General features: G+C 55.8%; 20 protein-coding genes. 15 read left to right on the forward strand and 5 right to left on the reverse strand.

What is annotated here, in order from left to right; all coding sequences use genetic code 11:
* Window positions 1-106 precede the first annotated feature (106 nt).
* The 6 genes from J0A66_RS13045 to J0A66_RS13070 all read left to right on the forward strand — a co-directional run bounded on the left by J0A66_RS13045 (window position 107) and on the right by J0A66_RS13070 (window position 3,148).
* A complete protein-coding gene (locus tag J0A66_RS13045) occupies window positions 107-802 on the forward strand; it encodes a crotonase/enoyl-CoA hydratase family protein (RefSeq protein ID WP_241264190.1) in 696 nt (231 codons plus the stop codon).
* 451 nt (window positions 803-1,253) lie between these two features.
* The gene (locus J0A66_RS13050; protein WP_206574272.1) at window positions 1,254-1,679 is read left to right on the forward strand and encodes a hypothetical protein; all 426 of its coding nucleotides are present in this window, start codon (window positions 1,254-1,256) and stop codon (window positions 1,677-1,679) included.
* Window positions 1,680-1,708: 29 nt separating this feature from the next.
* Entirely contained in the window at window positions 1,709-2,131 is a 423-nt protein-coding gene (locus J0A66_RS13055; protein WP_206574273.1) for a hypothetical protein, read from the forward strand.
* Between the two features lie 117 nt (window positions 2,132-2,248).
* Window positions 2,249-2,521, forward strand: coding sequence for a DUF4242 domain-containing protein (locus tag J0A66_RS13060; RefSeq protein ID WP_206574274.1), 273 nt, complete (start codon window positions 2,249-2,251; stop codon window positions 2,519-2,521).
* A 94-nt stretch (window positions 2,522-2,615) separates the two neighbouring features.
* Window positions 2,616-2,852, forward strand: coding sequence for a type II toxin-antitoxin system CcdA family antitoxin (locus J0A66_RS13065; RefSeq protein ID WP_206574275.1), 237 nt, complete (start codon window positions 2,616-2,618; stop codon window positions 2,850-2,852).
* A complete protein-coding gene (locus J0A66_RS13070) occupies window positions 2,849-3,148 on the forward strand; it encodes a putative type II toxin-antitoxin system PemK/MazF family toxin (protein WP_206574276.1) in 300 nt (99 codons plus the stop codon). Before J0A66_RS13065 ends, J0A66_RS13070 begins: the two co-directional genes overlap by 4 nt.
* 11 nt (window positions 3,149-3,159) lie before the next feature.
* Here J0A66_RS13070 and J0A66_RS13075 read toward each other — a convergent pair whose 3' ends face one another.
* Entirely contained in the window at window positions 3,160-3,960 is an 801-nt protein-coding gene (locus J0A66_RS13075) for a PhnD/SsuA/transferrin family substrate-binding protein (RefSeq protein ID WP_206574277.1), read from the reverse strand.
* A 401-nt stretch (window positions 3,961-4,361) separates the two neighbouring features.
* Between J0A66_RS13075 and J0A66_RS13080 the strand changes: the two genes are divergently transcribed.
* Window positions 4,362-5,855, forward strand: coding sequence for a dipeptidase (locus J0A66_RS13080; protein ID WP_206574278.1), 1,494 nt, complete (start codon window positions 4,362-4,364; stop codon window positions 5,853-5,855).
* Between the two features lie 13 nt (window positions 5,856-5,868).
* On the opposite strand, the gene J0A66_RS13085 is transcribed toward J0A66_RS13080, so the two are convergent.
* The gene (locus J0A66_RS13085; protein ID WP_206574279.1) at window positions 5,869-6,972 is read right to left on the reverse strand and encodes a c-type cytochrome; all 1,104 of its coding nucleotides are present in this window, start codon (window positions 6,970-6,972) and stop codon (window positions 5,869-5,871) included.
* A 228-nt stretch (window positions 6,973-7,200) separates the two neighbouring features.
* On the opposite strand from J0A66_RS13085, the gene J0A66_RS13090 reads away from it, so the two are divergent.
* Window positions 7,201-8,193 (forward strand): catalase family peroxidase, encoded by a 993-nt coding sequence (locus J0A66_RS13090; RefSeq protein WP_206574280.1) that lies wholly within the window; start codon window positions 7,201-7,203, stop codon window positions 8,191-8,193.
* A 5-nt stretch (window positions 8,194-8,198) separates the two neighbouring features.
* Here the strand turns inward: J0A66_RS13090 and J0A66_RS13095 are convergent, their stop codons facing one another.
* Window positions 8,199-9,494, reverse strand: coding sequence for a M20/M25/M40 family metallo-hydrolase (locus J0A66_RS13095; RefSeq protein WP_206574281.1), 1,296 nt, complete (start codon window positions 9,492-9,494; stop codon window positions 8,199-8,201).
* A 64-nt stretch (window positions 9,495-9,558) separates the two neighbouring features.
* Window positions 9,559-10,719 carry an FAD-dependent oxidoreductase gene (locus tag J0A66_RS13100; RefSeq protein ID WP_206574282.1) on the reverse strand — a complete coding sequence of 387 codons (1,161 nt, stop codon included), beginning with the start codon at window positions 10,717-10,719 and terminating at the stop codon, window positions 9,559-9,561.
* 156 nt (window positions 10,720-10,875) lie between these two features.
* On the opposite strand from J0A66_RS13100, the gene J0A66_RS13105 reads away from it, so the two are divergent.
* The 7 genes from J0A66_RS13105 to J0A66_RS13135 all read left to right on the forward strand — a co-directional run bounded on the left by J0A66_RS13105 (window position 10,876) and on the right by J0A66_RS13135 (window position 16,229).
* The gene (locus J0A66_RS13105) at window positions 10,876-11,343 is read left to right on the forward strand and encodes a DUF3010 family protein (RefSeq protein ID WP_206574283.1); all 468 of its coding nucleotides are present in this window, start codon (window positions 10,876-10,878) and stop codon (window positions 11,341-11,343) included.
* 167 nt (window positions 11,344-11,510) lie between these two features.
* Window positions 11,511-12,932, forward strand: a complete 1,422-nt coding sequence (locus J0A66_RS13110; RefSeq protein WP_206574284.1) for an amidohydrolase family protein — start codon at window positions 11,511-11,513, stop codon at window positions 12,930-12,932.
* Between the two features lie 18 nt (window positions 12,933-12,950).
* Window positions 12,951-13,232 carry a superinfection immunity protein gene (locus tag J0A66_RS13115; protein ID WP_206574285.1) on the forward strand — a complete coding sequence of 94 codons (282 nt, stop codon included), beginning with the start codon at window positions 12,951-12,953 and terminating at the stop codon, window positions 13,230-13,232.
* A 46-nt stretch (window positions 13,233-13,278) separates the two neighbouring features.
* Window positions 13,279-13,860 carry an acyl carrier protein phosphodiesterase gene (locus tag J0A66_RS13120; RefSeq protein ID WP_206574286.1) on the forward strand — a complete coding sequence of 194 codons (582 nt, stop codon included), beginning with the start codon at window positions 13,279-13,281 and terminating at the stop codon, window positions 13,858-13,860.
* A gap of 108 nt (window positions 13,861-13,968) precedes the next feature.
* Window positions 13,969-15,003, forward strand: coding sequence for a DUF2157 domain-containing protein (locus J0A66_RS13125; protein WP_206574287.1), 1,035 nt, complete (start codon window positions 13,969-13,971; stop codon window positions 15,001-15,003).
* Between the two features lie 311 nt (window positions 15,004-15,314).
* Window positions 15,315-15,824, forward strand: coding sequence for a hypothetical protein (locus J0A66_RS13130; RefSeq protein WP_206574288.1), 510 nt, complete (start codon window positions 15,315-15,317; stop codon window positions 15,822-15,824).
* Window positions 15,825-15,839: 15 nt separating this feature from the next.
* A complete protein-coding gene (locus J0A66_RS13135) occupies window positions 15,840-16,229 on the forward strand; it encodes a Fis family transcriptional regulator (protein ID WP_439098872.1) in 390 nt (129 codons plus the stop codon).
* 68 nt (window positions 16,230-16,297) lie between these two features.
* Here the strand turns inward: J0A66_RS13135 and J0A66_RS13140 are convergent, their stop codons facing one another.
* A complete protein-coding gene (locus J0A66_RS13140) occupies window positions 16,298-17,575 on the reverse strand; it encodes a pectin acetylesterase-family hydrolase (RefSeq protein ID WP_206574289.1) in 1,278 nt (425 codons plus the stop codon).
* Window positions 17,576-17,962: the final 387 nt, after the last annotated feature.

Consider the following 17,962-nt stretch of genomic DNA (forward strand, 5'->3'; position numbering starts at 1 on the left):
GGGAGAAGGGCATGCACCAAGCACCTACAGGCACAGAGAAAGTACAGATCCAATCTAAACCTGCACTGGCACTTTTCTATTGCTTATGGGATTCTGGTAGGACCACTTGAAAAAGTTGCTAGAGCCGATGGGACAGGACAACACAAACCGGGTATTGCTGGAAAAACAGGGGGCTATTGCTATCGTCACCCTAAACCGGCCGGACAAGCATAACGGCCTGGATGAGGCTATGTTTGTGCAGTTGCTGGATACGGCAAAACGGCTTAAGAAAGACCGGTCGGTGCGCTGCGTGATCCTGCAGGGCGCCGGGCCGTCTTTTTGCGCTGGGCTGGACTTTGCCTCGGTCTCCAAAAAACCGTCCATGATAGTGCGCTTTTTCTTAAAACTGCCCTGGTCCAAAGACAACCGCTTTCAGCGCCTGGCCCATTGCTGGCGCGATCTGCCCATGCCGGTGATTGCCGTGGTGCACGGCAACTGCTTTGGCGGCGGCATGCAGATCGCCCTTGGCTGTGATTACCGGATTGCCGCCCCTGACGCCAAACTGTCCATTATGGAAATCAAGTGGGGCATTATCCCGGATATGAGCGGCACCGTGACCCTGTCACGCCTGACAAGGGTGGATATCGCCCAGGAATTGACCATGACAGGGCGTATCTTCAGCGGCAGCGACGGGGCCGAATACGGTCTTGTCAGCAAACTCAGCGACCAGCCGCTGCAGGCGGCCATGGAACTGGCGACCACCATCAGCCAGAAAAGCCCGGATGCCATCGCCGCTGCCAAGGCCTTGTTTAAAAAGACCTGAAAAAAAGATACCCGCGGCGCCCTGTTCTGGGAGCGGTTGATTCAGTTGCGCCTGTTGGGTCGCAGGAATCAGCGCATCGCCATGCAAAACGGCCTGGCCAAAGACAAGGCACCTAAGCCTTTTAGCGACAGAACATCCTTCTAGTCTTGGGCCTGCACGCTGTAGCAGTGTGACGGGAAGTGGCCTCTCCCTGCAAAGGAGGCGGGCCACTGTCGGATGTTGTTGTAATCACAATCTAATAAAGCCAGTTTATATAGCCTAATATAATAACAACTCCGCCTGGGCCAGCTAGCATTGATCGCTGGGCACGGGGTGACTTCTATCCATCCCTTTGCGATGTCTCCATTGATAGTTCCTGTGTTGTATAGCACTTTGCGGACAACCAATGAAAACGCTTCTGTTATTGAGTTTGAGCTAGACAATTCTGCTGTTGGTATTGTCAGTACGACTCTTGTTCTCCACGCCACCGGCAACTCAGGTATCCGGCCACGACAGTGCTGTTCCTCAACCTGTTGAGCTCCCCCGGCCTGAAATCGTCACAGCTTTCTCCAAGGTGCCTGCACCGCCTGCAGATTTGACTGACCTGCGTAAGATCATCCGTGAAGAAATCGCAGTATTGGGACAGGTTCTCATAGCTCAGGCACAAGGTCCTGTGGCTCTTGCGGAAGAATCTCTTAGTGAAGAGGAGCCCCGCGAACAACAAAAGGTATTGGTTGAGCAGCGTCTGTTGGGGCATATCGCCGATGGTTATATCTCGGATGCGGATATGACGCGGCTTCAACAAAAAATTGCGCAACTCGATGTCAGGAGTCGCAAGGAAATGCTCGGCCGTTTGGCCCGGGCGTTACAATCTGGTGAGTTGGAAGGCCGTTTTTAGTTCCACACTCTATTAACGAGGAATAATAAATGAAAACCTTATCCACCGCTGTACTGATGGCTCTAGTTGTAAGCTCTGCCGGCGCTTTTGCCGGTACCACTCAACCTGCTCCCGTGGAAGTGGATCTCGATCTGATGTTTGCTCACGGGGACATGGAGTCGGCGAGGTGGGCCAAAGGCGATGATCTGATCGGTTGCGGTATCCGAACTTTTGATAATGGTGCAGGCGGGGTCGTCAACATTGGCTTCTGTCAGGCGCAAGATGGGGATGGTGACAGCGCAATTTGCACCACCGACAGAATGGATCTGCTCGAAACTATGTATGCTCTTAATGACGATTCATACATTCGTTTTTCCTGGGACATGGATGGAAACTGCACGGTATTGGGCTTTTCCACCCAGTCCTTGTATCACAATAAGGATAACCCCTCTTTTATCAACAAGAAGAACTGAACAGATGGCCGCTTGGTAGCAAGCGGCCATAGTTTCTTAGCTCCCCGGACCCGATGGAGCCATCATTGGAGGGGAGAATGTTAAGTAAGCATGGGTTTATAAGTCAGGAGACGCAAAATGCCAAAGTATGTGATTGAACGGGAGATTCCAGGTGCCGGCAAGCTGTCGGCCGAGGAACTTAAAGGGATTTCGCAGACCTCCTGCGGTGTATTAAGCGAGATGGGGCCGGAGATCCAGTGGCTGCAAAGCTACGTGACAGGCGACAAGATCTATTGCCTGTATATCGCTCCCAATGAACAGATGGTGCGGGAGCATGCCGAACGCGGCGGATTTCCGGCCAATCGGGTGTCTCAGGTGAGGTCGGTGATCGATCCCACCACAGCCGAGTAGCGTCTTTATTCCTATTTACAATCCATGCGCAAACTGTCTGCGCATGGATTGTGAGCTAAGCTGCTTGGCAACATGATTTTCTGACTCAATCCTGATGTCTGTTACCTCGACAAAGTCTGCTTGTAATACTTCCATCGATACTGAACTGCTGGCACAAGCCAGAGAGCTGAGTATCAGTCCCTCAGCCGTATTAGAAAGGGCACTGTACAAAGAGGTAAAGGCGGCCCGGGCCCGGCAGTGGCGCGAACAAAACACGGAGGCGATAGCCGAATACAATCTGGAACTGGAAAAGCAAGGTGGCACTTTTGCTGAGCGTATAGGCCAGCTATGAAGTTCGAACACTTTGATCTGGGGAAGATAGGTGAGCAAAGGGTGGTGCTGCTGACCAACCCCCTATTCCATGAGATCGATGCCTTGTTGGTTGCTACCCTTAAGCCACACACAGGAAGAAAATTGATCACCGGCCTGCAAATTCCCGTTGTCGTAGGTGACGAGGCATTGTTCGTAGACCTGCTGGATATGGGCTCTGTCTCCAGCAGCCGGATTAAGAGCGTGGCATTTACCTCATTGGCATCTTATCGAAGAGAGATAAAGTCCGGCCTGGATTTGCTGGTGGATGGTTTTTAACCGCCGCCCTTTTAGTGACTATGAGCATCTTTTATCATCAGTTCTATAAAAGGTTGATACGTTTGCGCATCTACTGCTTTGAACTGAGTTGTACCGCCAAATTCCGGCCACCCCCTGTTTAAACCTTCCATTACCGATGGTGGCAGGGTTTCTTTGCTTAACAGGGCGGCGCTTACCCGGTCGCATACCTCAGTTGCCAGGCGGCACAATACCGGGCCTACCGGGATAGGGGGAGAGCGCCACAGCTCCTGTACCCTGGTGGTTAGGCTGCTGTCTGCAGCCAGCGCCAGGTCATATACGCCGGAAGCCAGGCCGGCCAGATCGGTTTTGCCTGTCAGCACCGCCTGTAGCGCCTGATCGTGGCTGCCACTGTAGATAACCCTGGCGAATGCCGAAGCCAGGTTATTGAATCCCAGCTCCGCAAGATACCGGCGCGGCATCAACCCACCCGAGGTGGAATCCCGCCAGACCAGGGCCAGACGAAGCTCATGAGTGTCCCTTATCCATGCCTGCTGGCCGGCCACCTTCGGGGACGCGATCAACACTGATCGGTAGCCGTTTCCGGTGTCCGGTGACACGTCCGGCACCGCTGCGGTTGCCACGGGCAGGTCAAGGCTGGCGGCCTGCAGGTAACCAAGCAGATTGGGAACGGCAATATCGACTTTACCCTGGCCGATCATATTGATCAGGTCGCTTGGGGAGTCAAACAGCATCAACCGGGTCTGCCGGTCAAGGGTGGTTCCCAGATAGTCGGCCAGGGGTTTGATCGCCGCTGTGCGGTCCACTTTCGCATAGGCATAAGTTGCTATCACAAGGGGCGTTGGCTGGCTTGCCTGGACCGTAAATGGGCCGCCTGTTGTGATTAGAAGCCAACACAGCATTGTCTGCCAGAGCTTTGTCCGCCCTGATAAGCCGTTCAGTGTTTCCCGCATAACATTATTCCCGATATTTAGAGGCCCTGGCTGAGGTGCAGTATGCCCAGGCCAGCCAGCAATAACTGAATTTACAACAAGTTATTACTGATAACGTAACAACGGTCATCAAGATGCCAGTGCGCCGAAAACTTTTTAACTGATAGGGACAGGGAAAATCGCGTTACTGGTTTTTGCCTGTGCACTTGCATAAGCCAGCCTTATCCGACACTTAAGATCTAACTGTTTGTTTTGCAAAGGGTGGCTTGCTAGATTCTTGCTCCTTAATTAAGGAGCAAGTCATGTTTAAAGTCCTTCCCCTGATCCCTTTGCTTTTTTCGCCCCTGCTGTTTGCCAAAGAGCCTGGCGAGTTGGCCAAAGCCACGGCCGAGTACGCCGTTACCACTTACCAACAGGCCATGGTCGACAGCCTTAAAAGCCTGGTCAGGCACAATACGGTGGCGGTGGAGGGAGTCCCTTCGCCGGATAATCCGGTGCATCAGGCCTTTAAGCAGGACCTGATTCAGCAGGCCGGCGAGCTGGGCCTGGACTATCAGGACTATGGCTATGTGGTTGTCATCGGTCTGGGAGAGGGCCCGGAGCGGATTGGTCTGGTCACCCACGGCGATATCCAGCCGGTGAATCCAGATAAGTGGGCAAAATCGCCTTTTGAACTGGACATGACCACGGAGCCTGGCAAGCTGCTTGGCCGGGGTACCGAGGACGACAAGGGGCCAATTTCCACTGCCTTGTACGCCATGAAAGCCATAAAGGACCAGCAGATCCCGCTGACCAAGCGGATTGAGCTCTATGTTTATATGGCCGAAGAGTCAGACTGGGCGCCCCTCCAGGCGTTTATCAAAACCCATGAGCTGCCTGAGCTGAATATCACCATCGATACGGAATATCCGGTAGTGACGGCAGAAAAAGGCTACGGCACTCTGAGTATGACCTTTCCCCACCATAGCCTGAGCTCAGAGTCACCCTACCTGGAAAGCTTCGAGGGCGGCTTTTTCGGCAGTCAGATCCCTGAGGATGCCAGAGCCGTCATTGCCAATGCCTCACAGGCACTGCTTGAGCGCATTAAGCAAAAAGCCGCGGCGCAAACGGGCATGCAATACGACTATCAATGGCGGGACGACAGCCTGATTGTGACGGCGCTGGGCCGCTCGGCCCACTCTTCCAAGCCGGAAAACGGCGTTAACGCTATCACCCATCTGGCTGAGGCCCTGGATGTGCAAAGCTGGCCGACCAATGCGGCCGGGGCTTTGGTGACTTTTATCAATGAGCAACTGGGCACCGGACTGTACGGCAAAAAGTTTGGTGATATTGCCTACGAGGATGCGTTTATGGGTCCCATGACAGTGTCGCCCACCGTTATTAAGCAGCTCGACGCCGGTATTCAACTGAATATCAATATCCGCCGGCCCCGGGGTAAAACGGCTGAGCAACTGGAGCAGGAAATCAATCAGGCCGTCGACAACTGGCAGGTCAGCAGCGGCGTCATCCTGCTGGATCGCAACAATCGCATCGATGATCCCTTTGTGCAGACCGATGCGCCCCATGTCGGCACCTTACTCTCGGTTTTTTCCCATTATTCCGGCATGGAAGATGCCCAACCCGTATCAATCGGCGGCGCCAGCAATTCCAGGTTGTTTCCCACCGCCGTAGGGTTTGGCCCGTCCATGCCCGGCGAGGAGTACACCGGCCACTCTGAACACGAATTTATCAGCCTGGAGCAGTTTGTGCTGAACCTCAAAATGTACACTGCCGTGCTGGTGGAGCTCGCCCACTAGTTGGCAGCGGCGCTTAGTGCGCCGCTTCGTCTTCATCCTTGTCCGAAATACCCTCTGCCCGGGTCACCGGGTAGCCCAGGTTCATCCAGCCGAAGATACCCTCCCAGAGTACTGCGGTTTTGGTATAACCCTTATCGCGCAACTGGCGGATCACATGCTCGGTGGCGGCCCTGGGACAGGAGCAATAGCCGACGATCTGCACGTCTTTTGGCAGATCTGCCAGCTTGTCATCCAGATCGCTGTAGTAGGGAAAGGGAATGGAGCCTTCGATATGAGCGCGCTGCCATACCGAGGGCACCCGGGTATCCAGCAGAATCATCCGGTTTTTGGCCTGCAGGGCCTGATGCAGGTCGGCAGAGGACACATACATATCGTCCGTCAGGGTAAAATCCGGATCCTCGCCCTGGGGATTCACCACATATTGGTCCGGGGTGGGCAAGGTCTTTAGCACCGTCTTTTGTTCGTTAAAATCCCGAGCTTTGCTGCGGATAAAGGCGGTGACATTGTCGATATCCTGTTCGGAAAGAATACCGTCAAAGGACTGCATTGGCGTGCCGTCGCGACCATTGACAATGGCATAGCGGATAAACTCGTCCTTGTTGTGGGCCAGGGCCGATGGGTTGGCCAGGGCCGGCGCATTGACCCCTTCGCCATTCTTGCCATGGCAACCGGTGCAGTGTTGCTCAAATACCGCTTCTCCCCGGGTGATATCTCCTTCCACCGGGTTTTCCGTCAGCCTGACCCGCTCGGCGCCAGATTGCCAGAACAGCCAGTAGGTCAGATCCCAGACCTCATCAAGGTTCATCGGTCCTCCCACTTCATCCAGATAGCCGGCCATGGCAGTGCCTTCACGGCCATAGGACAGCGGTCGTAAAATCGAATGGGGTACGCCGGACTCGAACAGGCTTTTGCTGCGCAGGGAAGGGGCGTGGTCATTGGCGTAGCCTTCCCGGTCAGCCCCGTGACACAAGGTGCAGTATTTCTGGTAGTTGGCCGCAGCCCGGGCGGCCTGTTCTTCGGTGAGCTCCCGTGGCGGGTCCTGTTTTTCATAGACGGGTCTGGCTGCCAGCGGGACCGCAAGGGCCAGACAGCCCAGGGTCAATATTATTCTGTTCATGGGGTTCCTTGTTGTGCCTGCCTGCTCCGGTGAAACACAAGACGCAGACGCTGATATTCTGACCTTACCCGTTTTTACGAGATGTGTTCAATCTCTGCGCCAGACAACTTTTTTTAAGGATTAACGGAGGATGACCGGCAGGCTGAATAATCACGCCTTAGTGAAAGCTCAGTGGCGTCCTCTCGGTCTTTACTGGTTCTGAGCATAAGGATCAAGGAAACCAATACAATGAAGCAATCCAAATACGGGATACTGGGAGTCTGTCTGCTGGGCCTTATTCCTGCGACGTCCGGCCTGGCCCAGGAAAGAATACAGGCTCAGGACATGGTCGCCCTGTTTGAAAAATTGTCCGGTCCGCAGCCAGGGCACCGCAAGGCCCATGCCCGCGGACTGTGCGCCACAGGCACCTTCGCACCGGTTAAGCTTGCGACCGGGGAACCGTTTGCCGGCGCGGCGCTGTTAAGCAGCGGCGGGTTGCCGGTACTGATGCGGTTTTCCATCGGCGGCGGCAACCCCGATGCCGATGAGCGCATGCCTGGCACCCGTGGGCTGGGACTGCAGATTGCTCTGCCCAATGGGGGCCTGCACAACTTTACCGGTAATAACTTCCCGGTCTTTGCCGGTAAGGATGTGGAAACCTTCCACGGCTTTTTATCCACCCTGCTGCCCGATGAGCAGGGTAAACGGGATCCGCAGCGCACCCTGGACTTTGCCGATGCCAATCCCAGTGTGAAGGACCATATGGTCTGGCAAAAAAGCGCACAGACGGCAGCCTCCTTTGCCAATACCGAGTTCTACGGCCTGCATACCTTCTACTTTGATGGTGCCGACCAGCCGCGGGTAAAATTCCGCTGGCACTTAAGTCCGGATTTGGGGGTGAAGACCTTAACGGCCGACCAGGCCCAGGCCAAACCGGCGGCGTTTCTGGCCCAGTCCCTGGCAGGACAACTGGAACAGGGCCCGGTTAGCTTTAGCCTGATGGCCAGCCTTGGAGCGCCGGAGGATAGTGACACCGACCCGTCCAGCCAGTGGCCGGCCCACAGGCCTCAGGTGAAGCTGGGTACCCTTACCCTGCAGCAAAGTGGCGGCGATCAGTGCACGGGCAAGAACTTCGATCCCAATGTGCTTTCGGCGGGGTTTTCCGGCAGTGACGATCCGGTACTGAAGATGCGCTCCCCGGCCTATGCCATCTCCTTTGGTAAACGGTTGAGCGGCCAATAGCCGCTTTATCGCTGTGTCAGGCGGTGCATCAGTAACGCTGCCCGCTTGGCCTGTGCGGGCAGGGCATCCAGATGGCCTTTTTCTTCTACCGTGTGGCCGCCGGTGCCTTTTAAGCCCAGGCCATCGATGGCCATGTCCACATGGGCGGCGGCAAAGGAAACATCGGCCGCGCCGGCATTAAGCGGATTGACCGGCGTCACCTGTCCCTGATCCAGATCCTGGCTGACCTGGCTTAGCAGACTAAGCAGCTTTTTGTTGCCCTCAGTGGGCGCCATGGGCGGATAGCCTTCGCCGATTTCAATCACGGCCTGGGTTTGTGGCAGATGCTGGCCGACGATAAAGCGCATTTTGTCTTTGACCCGTTCGAGCTGCTGTGGAGAAACAGCCCGGATATCGCCTGTGACCAGCGCGTGTTCGGCCACCACATTGTTTTTGCCAAAGGCGCTGCCGCTGTTGTCTGCCGGATTATGCTCCACTGCTGTGCCGCCCAGGATGCGGCCGGGGTTAAAGGTCAGCAGGCTCTCGCTGCGCAGCTCGGTATAAAAGCTGTTCAGGATCCGGGATGCCTCATAAATAGCGCCGGCGCCGACGTCCTCTGAGAATACCTGCGAGGAATGGGCAGGATTGCCCTTGATCCGCAAGGTCCAGTCCACCGAGCCGCGGCGGGAAATATTGGCCGTTGCCGGGTTGCCGTCGCCGTCTTCAAAGCCGATGGCAATATCGGCCCATTTGGCCGCATCAAGCAGCGCTTTTTTGGACAGGTCCAGGGGCCGGCCACTGAGTTCCTCGTCGCCGGTGATCACCACACGGATATTCATCTTGTCCAGTTCGCCTGCCGCTTTCAATGCGCGCAGGGCTTGCAGCATAATCACATTGCCGCCTTTCATATCGCTGATGCCGGGACCCCTGGCGATATTCTCATCGACCATTTCAAATTTTTGGAAGGGACTGTCCGGCTCAAATACCGTATCCAGGTGGCCGATCAGCATGATCTTTGCGCCAGCGCCGCCGTTGAGTTCGGCCACCAGGTGTCCGGCGCGGTTAAAGGCGCTGCCATCTTCGAAACGCACATTAAAGCCCAGGGCTTCAAATTCCGGTGCCAGCCTGTCGGCCACCTTGCGCACGCCGGCAAAGTTCATGGTGCCGCTGTTGATATTGACCAGTTCCTCCAGCAGTTTGACTGCCTGCTCCTGGGTCTGATCGATATGGGCAGCCATCTGCATTTCGGCGTCGGATAAATCCGCCTGCACGGTCTGGCTGAGCATCGCGGAAAAGCTCAGGGCGAGTAGCGTTCTTATCATCGTATTCTGGTTTTATTTGCGGGATAGGGGCCATTACTATTACAAATTTAGGGGGGTATTGCGACTATGTCAGCATTGCCATTTTTTTGAGTATTCTCCGGCGAACCGGAGGCACGGCCATCGCCATATTGGCCAGGCTCAGCACCAGTCGGATCATCCTGCCCTGTCGCCACAACAGGATCCGGGTAAGCTTGTCGGTAAACCGGTTGACGCCGCTTTGAATCTCGTCCCGGCGGGACTGCGCGTAATGATGCAGCGGCGCATCGGTCCCTTTGTCCAGGGCGGCCAGGATGGCCGGGCCAAGCAAAGAAGCATCTATTATGCCGGCATTCATCCCCTGGCCCCCTACCGGACTGTTGAGGTGTGCGGCATCTCCGGCCAGCACAATGGCCCCTTGGGAAAACAAGGTGCTAAGCCGCTGGTGCAACCTGAATTCGCTTTGCCAGACGTTGTGATAGGGCTTGCCGAACAGGCTTTGTACTGCTTCTTCGATTCGCTGGTCCAAAGGGATGGAGTCGCCCGGGGCAAAGGGCAGGATCAGACGCCATCGGTTATCTGTCATACGGATGCCGATAGCAAGGGCAGGGCTCGTGGTGAGTCGGGGAAAGGGCAGATGTGCGCTGTCTTCTATGTCCACATCGGCCAGTGCCGCCTGGGCCTGGTAGGTTTTGCCTTCCAGGGCGGCGCCAATTTGCTCACGCACCAGACTCTTACCACCGTCACAGCCCACTGCGATCCGGCATTGAGCACGGCGGCGGCCCTCAGGTGCTGTGTAGCTTAGCTGTACACCCTGTTGCTGCTGGGAAACGGACTCCACCTTGCAGTTAAACCGGAGCCTGGCGGTGGGCTGCTGCAACAGCGCGTCCCGAAGTATGGCTTCAGTGTCTGACTGGGGTAACACCAGCAGTTGCGGGTAGGAGGTGATGTCAGACAACTGTGCCAGAGGGGCACAGAACAAGGTGCGTTGTTTATCCACGTCCTGCAACGACAGTCGAGGTACAGTGATGGCTTGTTGCAGAAATTGGTCGATAACCCCCAGATCGGCAAGGATTTCCTGGGTGGCGGGCCAGATGGCCGGGGCCCGCGAATGTTCAGCGGTGTCAGGGTTTTTTTCCAGCAGCAGCACCTCGGTGCCCTGCCGGGCAAGCCCTAAACCCAGGCATAGCCCCACCGGACCTGCTCCGACTATGGTGACCAGGCAATCATCCCTGTGAGTATTTTCCATGCTTCCCCTGCCAGCATTCCTACTGAGGAAAACTCTAGCCGCCCTGAGCCTGATTCTCCAGTCAGGTCGTGCCGCGGATGACATTCAGCGGTGTTTTGTCAGATTAAAACAACAATTAGGTTTATAATCCCGGCTTTACGCAAAATGGGAGTGAATATGAAAGTCTGTGGTGTTGAACTGAAAGGCAACGAAGCCAATATCTGTCTGTTGTCTCTCAAAGACGGCCTGTTTCATATTCCCGACTGCCGGGCCCGCAAACTGACTTTAAACGATGCCGGCGCTGCGGGTTTGAAGCACTTCCAGGCCACCTTTGCCAAACTGATGCAGGATTACAAAGTAGAGAAGGTGATCATTCGCGAGAGGCCGATGAAGGGCAAATTTGCCGGCGGTGCCGTGGGATTTAAAATGGAGGCGGCCATCGAGTTGATTGATAACCTGGAAGTGCAGACTTTCGGTCCCACCGAAATCAAGGCCTCGTTAAAGCGCAATCCCCTGTCCATCGATTTTGCCGGTACCGGGCTCAAGCAGTTCCAGGAGCCGGCCTTTAGTACCGCCTATGCCTGGCTGATGCAGGAAAAACACAGTCCCAAGGCTGTTGAACCTGACAGCCCCTGGGCCCGGTAACTGCCGGGCCAATAAGCGGCCGCCACCTCAGTTACCTGCCAGACACCCTGTTTTGCCGGTGTCTGTTGCCCAACAGAAAAATATTTTGCGGCTTGTTGTAATCTTTCTTAACTAGCCAGGACTACCTCCAGTGAACTCGGAAATTATCTGAATCCACTGGAGAAAAAATGACAACAGCAAGATGGACCATACTGGCCCTGGGGCTTATAAGCACCTTCTCTGTTTCGGCAGTAGAAGATTATCTGCTCCATAACGCCAACCTCATCGACCCCTATAGTGAAACACACACAGCCGACGGCTGGATCCAGGTAAAGGGCGACCAAATCGTTGCACTGGGCAGGGGAACACCACCTGATGCCGCTACCCCTATCGACCTGCAAGGGGCGTATCTGCTGCCCGGGCTGGTGGACGGTCATCTTCATCTGACTGCCGGTCCGCTGCAGGTCAGTATTGAGGACGGCGCCCCCAAAATCAGTATGAAGAGTGACGACGAGGTAACGAGGTTTCACGCCCTGGCAGCGCTTTCTTCCGGCATTACCTCGGCCTTCAGTCCCGCTGGCGATCCTATTGCCAACCAGGCATACCGGGACAAACAACAAGAAGGCCAGTGGCGCGGCCCGACTCTGACTTACGCCGGTCTGACCTTCGATCCTACGCCTATTGAGGGTGGCTCTGTATACCCAGCGAATGTACAGGACTGGCGGAATGAAATCGCCCGCCAGAAAGCCCTTGGGGTTACTCATATCAAGCTTTACCAGGGGTTGTCAGAAACAGAGCTGGCCCGGGGGATTGAGCTGGCCCATGAGGCAGGACTTAAAGCAATCGCTCATCTGGACAAAGTCAGCTGGCAGGTGGCGGTGGATGCCGGCGTGGATGCGCTGACCCATGCGCTGCCCACCTCAGCCGATCTGCTGCCGCAAACCAGCCGCGCTGCTTTTGAATCTTCCCTGGACCCGCTCAGCAGTAAGCACCTGTATCACTGGTTTGAGCTGGTGGACTTTGACGCGCCTCCCGTGCAGAGGCTGATTCGGGATCTGGCAGACAAGCAGGTTCGGGTGGACCTGACTCTGGTGGTGAACGAGATGATGTATTTCTATCCCGGCCTGGATGAGCGCTATCCGCACAACGGCTGGCAACAACACCCCAAAGTGGCGGCCAGTTGGCAGTCAAATCTGGGGGCCTCTTTGTATAACTGGAGCGAGCAGGATTATCAGCGGGCGCAGGCAGTGTTTCCCAAGGTGCTGGAGCTGATGACCCGGCTGCACCAGGCAGGGGTGCCGCTGTTGATTGGCTCAGACAGTTATTCTGGGGGGCCTTGGTTCTGGCGCGAACTGGCATTGCATCAGCAGGCCGGGCTGGACAACTGGAGCATATTGCAGGCCGTGACCAGCGAAGCGGCAAGCAAACTGGAACTGGGTAATGTGGGCCGGTTGAAGCCAGGCTACCAGGCCGATTTCGTTATCCTGCCCGCCAACCCACTGGACGATATCAGTGCCATCAGCGGCCTGACACAGGTGGTGCAAAAGGGCATCCGTTATGACGTGCAGCAACTTCGCCACGAACTTTCACAAACAACTGAACAAGACTAAATCAAAGAGGAACACAAGATGACTGAGTTTATCAATAACTTTTCCCAGGCCTGGCAGGACAGCAGTGTGGGCGCCTTAATCCTGTTCGGATTGTTCTTCCTGCTGGTGTATTTTCTGCCAAGCCTGCTGGCGGTGTTTTTTAACCGCCGCAACCTGCTGACCATTGCCGTGCTGAATATTCCGGCAGGCTTCTCGCTGATTGCCTGGGGCGCCCTGATTGTCTGGGCCTGCACCGGAAAAGCCGGGCGCTATATACAGACCAAGCTGGCGCAGCGTGGCCAGGCCGCCGGAGTGCAGTAGCAAGCTGGCACTTTGAGGGCCAGGGGATTCGGGCTAACCTAAAGCCATGAACTACCTGGCCCATCTCTATCTTGCCAAGCCTGACGCGGATTCCCTGACGGGCAATCTGTTGGGGGATTTCTGCCGCGGCGTGGATACCCTTCAGTATTCAACCAAAGTCCGGGCCGGGCTGGAAAACCACCGGCTGGTGGACCGTTTTACCGACCACCATCCCAATGTCAGGGCTGCCAAACAACGCTTCAGCCGGACCCGCCGCCGTTTTGCCGGTATCGCCCTGGATGTGCTGTTCGATTATTTCCTCATCCAGCACTGGGACCGCTTTGCCGATGAACCTTTTGAGGCATTCTGCGCCAGAGCTTACCAAAGGCTGGCGTCCCGCCTGCCGATTATGCCGCCGCGCATGCAACAGGTAGTGGGCAGCATGATACAAAGTCATTGGCTGGCCCATTACCAAAGCCTGGACGGGGTGGCCCACGCGCTGGACAGGATTGCCGGCCGTATCCGCTTTAGCAACCAGTTTGCCGGCAGCATTGTGGAAATTCGCGCTAATCTTGGTGAGTTCGAGCATTGCTTCGAGCAGTTTTTTCCTGCTCTGGTCACTCATGTTGACCGGCATGGACCCGAATAGTCCAGATGCCGGTGCTTGTGTTGCCCTTCGGCGTAGGGCATCTTGATAACCAGGTCCTGGCCGCTGCGGCCAGGCACAGATAATTAAGTTTGATTCAGGAAACCTCATTTGAACATCAGCAAAGTTCAGTTGCAGCAGGCGGTGGAGCAGGGCATTTTATCCCAGCAGCAGGCCAGTCAACTGGTAGAGTTTGTTCATAGCCATCCGGCCGGCAGTCCCCGTTTCGATTTTTCCCATCTGCTCTACTATCTGGGCGGATTGATAGCCATAGGCGCCATGACCCTGTTTATGAACCTGGGCTGGGAGCGCTTCGGCGGCTGGGGTGTGTTTTTTATCTCGCTGCTTTACGCCGGTATTGGCCTGAGGCTGTGCCAGGGTTTTGCCGCCCGGGGCTACGCCGTGCCGGCGGCTGTCTGCGCCACTTTTGTGGTGGCTGTGACGCCGCTGGCCATCTTCGGTCTGCAACAAGGGCTGGGCCTGTGGCCGGACGATCAGTTGTACCGGGACTACCATCGCCATATCGCCTGGCAGTGGCTGTATATGGAACTGGGCACCCTGGCAGTGGGGCTGATCATGGTCTGGCGATTGAAGTATGCCTTTCTGGTCATGCCCATTGCGGTGACCCTGTGGTATCTGTCCATGGATGTGGCAGCCCTGCTGACCGGCGGCTGGGTGGAGTGGGAGTTGCGGATGCTGGTCTCACTCTATATGGGGCTGCTGATTATCGCTCTGGCCTTCTGGGTGGATATGCGTTCGGTTAACCAGGCCGATTATGCCTTCTGGCTGTATCTGTTCGGCGCCCTGGCCTTCTGGTGTGGCCTGTCATTCCAGCATTCCGACAGCGAATGGTCGAAGCTTCTTTATTGCCTGCTGAATCTTGGCCTGATGGGCGTGGGTATGTTGCTGGTGCGGCGGATCTTTTTGGTGTTGGGGGCCCTGGGCGTTTGTCTCTACCTGGGGCACCTGGCCTCCAACCTGTTCCGGGACAGCTGGCTGTTTCCCATCGCTCTGACGGCCATTGGGCTGCTGGTGGTCTACCTGGGCATTCTCTGGCAAAAACATGAGTCTTCTATCACACAGCGCGTGCGTGGTGTATTGCCGGAGCCGCTGCGCCGGTTACTGGCCTCCCGCCTGCCGGCATAGGATCTTCAAATCTGCCACACCGTATTGACATCTGTCCTTCACGCTCTAATATTGGCGCCTCAGGTGGCAGAGACGCCTGTCCGCAGAAGATGAATTCACTCTGATCAACACTTTATCTGTCCCGGTTCAATTTGAACCTAAGTTGGCTTTGCGGAACGCCAAATATGCTTAGGAGAATTGAATTGTGAAACTTGCTTTTCCCTCGTCGCCTGCCTTCCCGAATTGTCCGCAATTATGGGCTCTGCCATTGATATCGCTTACCGGCCTGATTGCCAGATCTGTTTTTGCATCTTTTGTGCAGGAGGTGGCAAATGCAACTGGCCGTTAATGAACTAAAGATCCGGGCCAAACTGCTGTTAAAAGCACTCAGGTCGGGTCACAGGCCAGACTGGCTGAGCGGCTCGCAGAGCCTTCGCGACGAGTGGCAACTGAAGGATTGCCAGACGCTGCTGGCCCAGAAGAGTGGCTTTCGCGACTGGCATCATGCCCGGCTTATTCTCAGTGGCGAAGCGACCAGGGACGTGAGCCCGGACTTTGGTGAACTCTGGTATGCGCGCGCCTGTGGTGTTCTGATTAACCAGTGGTTTGCCGATTATGCCCCGGCGAGGCAGGCCCTGCTGGCCGAAGGGGGAAGCTGCCTGTTGCCCTACAAACGGCAGTTTGTAGTGGCCGCGCCTTTGTACACTGAGCTGCTGGGGTTGTCTGAGCAAACCCTGGCCTGGCATTCCCTGAACCATGATCTTATCGACGGCTATGGGACTCCGGCCTGGGATCTGTTGGCCCTGGCTTGTCTGTGCCATAAACTGGATAGTCTGAAATAACCCAGGGGCAGCGGTATGGCCGCTGCCCTGACCAACCCGCATCAGGTCCCTATGAACAAAACCATCAAGAAGCTGGATGACAATGTGGTCAAGGCATTGACTCTGGTCTGCGAAGACGCCAAAAGCTGGGCGCCGGGTTTCCTCTGGCTGACCCATACGGCCAGTTATGATCGTTTCCCCGGTTCGCTGGTGGTGACCTGTGTATTTGCCACCCAGATTCAACTGCAGGCAGCGTTCGATGACGAACTGGATAAGCGATTGCGTCGCGAAGTTCAGGGAAGGCTGTTGCGGGCCGGTATCCGGTTAAAAGACATTCGTCGTAATGTGCGCCTGGACAGCGAAGAAGCCTGCCAGGCACAGGATGACGGTAACTGGCAAAAGCGCTTGCAGCGCTTTGCCGGATAGCCACAGTGAGGATCGGGAGGACCGGTCCGGGAGCATGCCATCACCGGACCGGTCGGTTTTTTATCCCATTAACGTCGGTAGCTTAGGCTCATCTCCTGAAAACGCCTGGCATTGACGAATCGGTCCAGCCAGTCGGTAAAGGCCACACCTTGGGCACTGTCCTGCTGATAAAAGGGATGGGGGAGTTCTTCGGTGGCATAGGTGTCTGTGAGGACCGTATGGACAGTGCCTGCTCCGATATAGTACTGGTAGTTGTGTGTAGTGGCTGACAGGTAGGTCAGCGATAATTCCATTCTCAGGTTCCATTCCCAGAAATACAAAAAGTCAGTGGGCTGCAGGCCCCAACTGAAGGGATCCATATTCCCCCTGTCCAACTGGTGCATGATTTTCAGGAACTGTACCTGCACTGCGTCCCGGGCCGTGCTGTATTGAGCAAACCTGTGCTCGGGATAGGCCCTGCGCAACAGATCGAAGATCTCTACGTTCAGACCCAGGGCGGAATAAGTGCCCAGGCGATTCAGGAAAAGGGGTGCCAGGCTGTGTTCCAGATTCCAGGCCTTGCCCAGCGAAAACACGTTTTGGATGAAGCCATGGGTTACCACGGCGGCCGAGGCATCTGCCAGCAAAGCGGCGCGACTATGGGGAAAGATCTGCTCCAGGTAAGGAAAATTGAGGGTAGCCCCATAGCCTCCGGCACTGGAACCGGTCACCAGCAGTTTCTCGACATTGTCGTTGTCCAGGGCGAAATGTCCTTTCAGCCACTCCCTGACCGCCAGGAAGTTGTCAAAGCCCCTGTGTCTGACCAGGACAGGGGCACCGGGTGTGCCGGTGATGCTGCCGTCCTGGTCTGTATAAGGCACGTCATTGGAGCCTACATGGATATCCCCGGTGCAATAGGGGATAAATACCTGGCTCCAGTTTCTGAAGGGGTTGTCCGGGTTGTCATGGTCAAACACTCCGCCCGCTCCGACGGGGGTGTTTTCTATGGCCATGGAGGGGTTGTAGGCGGGCCTGGCCCCTGGTACATCTGACAACGCCAAGGAGGCCACGCAACCGGCATCTTCCCAGCATGAGCCCCCGCCATTGAAGAAGATCAGCAGGTTGTCGCTGGTGCCCTGCTTGAAATAAAAGCGAAAGCTGTTATCCATCGGCGTACCCTCAACCGGATCCATAACAGTCTCCAGGGCGCAGGCGGGCTCTATGACTCTGCTGCGGCCGTCCTCCTCGGTGATAGTCAACTGGGGAGCCACCTGAATGGTTTGCCACTGAGGCGCTTGTTGAGCTTGTACCTTGGCGGCCCCGCAAAGGGGGAGTAACAGTGCGATGTATAAGTGTGGAAGTTTCATTGTGTCTTTCCTTGTTAAATGAGGCGTGTGGGTTCAAATCCTTGGATTTGCTCTCAGCCTTGGGACTTCCTGGTTCTTCCTTGAAACCGAAAATCGGCCTGGGAAAACCATCCCAATGCCTGCACTGACATGGTGTATGTCAGGGCCTAAATACAATAGCCTGAAACAGGGGGGACTGAAACCAGGGGCGAGCAAACAAATCACCAGGGCTTGTTTATCTTTCATATTGACGCTCTGCTGGAGGCCATTTTTTTGCCCAGCAAGGAAGAAGGAGTGCAATTTAGTGGGCCTAAATAAGCGACTGATAAAGCTGCTGGACGGAAAAAATGCCCGGAGCATTTTCTTACAGCTTGGCTGGCCGCTTGTCGGCGAGTATCAGGGATGATA

Origin of the sequence: Bowmanella dokdonensis (assembly GCF_017254865.1) — a bacterium.
In the GTDB taxonomy this organism is placed as follows: domain Bacteria; phylum Pseudomonadota; class Gammaproteobacteria; order Enterobacterales; family Alteromonadaceae; genus Bowmanella; species Bowmanella dokdonensis.

Coding starts and splice junctions, on each gene's coding strand:
- J0A66_RS13055 (WP_206574273.1), top strand. CDS start 1,709: ATGAAAACCTTATCCACCGCTGTACTGATGGCTCTAGTTGTAAGCTCT.
- J0A66_RS13060 (WP_206574274.1), top strand. CDS start 2,249: ATGCCAAAGTATGTGATTGAACGGGAGATTCCAGGTGCCGGCAAGCTG.
- J0A66_RS13065 (WP_206574275.1), top strand. CDS start 2,616: ATGTCTGTTACCTCGACAAAGTCTGCTTGTAATACTTCCATCGATACT.
- J0A66_RS13070 (WP_206574276.1), top strand. CDS start 2,849: ATGAAGTTCGAACACTTTGATCTGGGGAAGATAGGTGAGCAAAGGGTG.
- J0A66_RS13080 (WP_206574278.1), top strand. CDS start 4,362: ATGTTTAAAGTCCTTCCCCTGATCCCTTTGCTTTTTTCGCCCCTGCTG.
- J0A66_RS13085 (WP_206574279.1), bottom strand. CDS start 6,972: ATGAACAGAATAATATTGACCCTGGGCTGTCTGGCCCTTGCGGTCCCG.
- J0A66_RS13090 (WP_206574280.1), top strand. CDS start 7,201: ATGAAGCAATCCAAATACGGGATACTGGGAGTCTGTCTGCTGGGCCTT.
- J0A66_RS13095 (WP_206574281.1), bottom strand. CDS start 9,494: ATGATAAGAACGCTACTCGCCCTGAGCTTTTCCGCGATGCTCAGCCAG.
- J0A66_RS13100 (WP_206574282.1), bottom strand. CDS start 10,719: ATGGAAAATACTCACAGGGATGATTGCCTGGTCACCATAGTCGGAGCA.
- J0A66_RS13105 (WP_206574283.1), top strand. CDS start 10,876: ATGAAAGTCTGTGGTGTTGAACTGAAAGGCAACGAAGCCAATATCTGT.
- J0A66_RS13110 (WP_206574284.1), top strand. CDS start 11,511: ATGACAACAGCAAGATGGACCATACTGGCCCTGGGGCTTATAAGCACC.
- J0A66_RS13115 (WP_206574285.1), top strand. CDS start 12,951: ATGACTGAGTTTATCAATAACTTTTCCCAGGCCTGGCAGGACAGCAGT.
- J0A66_RS13120 (WP_206574286.1), top strand. CDS start 13,279: ATGAACTACCTGGCCCATCTCTATCTTGCCAAGCCTGACGCGGATTCC.
- J0A66_RS13130 (WP_206574288.1), top strand. CDS start 15,315: ATGCAACTGGCCGTTAATGAACTAAAGATCCGGGCCAAACTGCTGTTA.
- J0A66_RS13135 (WP_439098872.1), top strand. CDS start 15,840: ATGGCCGCTGCCCTGACCAACCCGCATCAGGTCCCTATGAACAAAACC.
- J0A66_RS13140 (WP_206574289.1), bottom strand. CDS start 17,575: ATGAAACTTCCACACTTATACATCGCACTGTTACTCCCCCTTTGCGGG.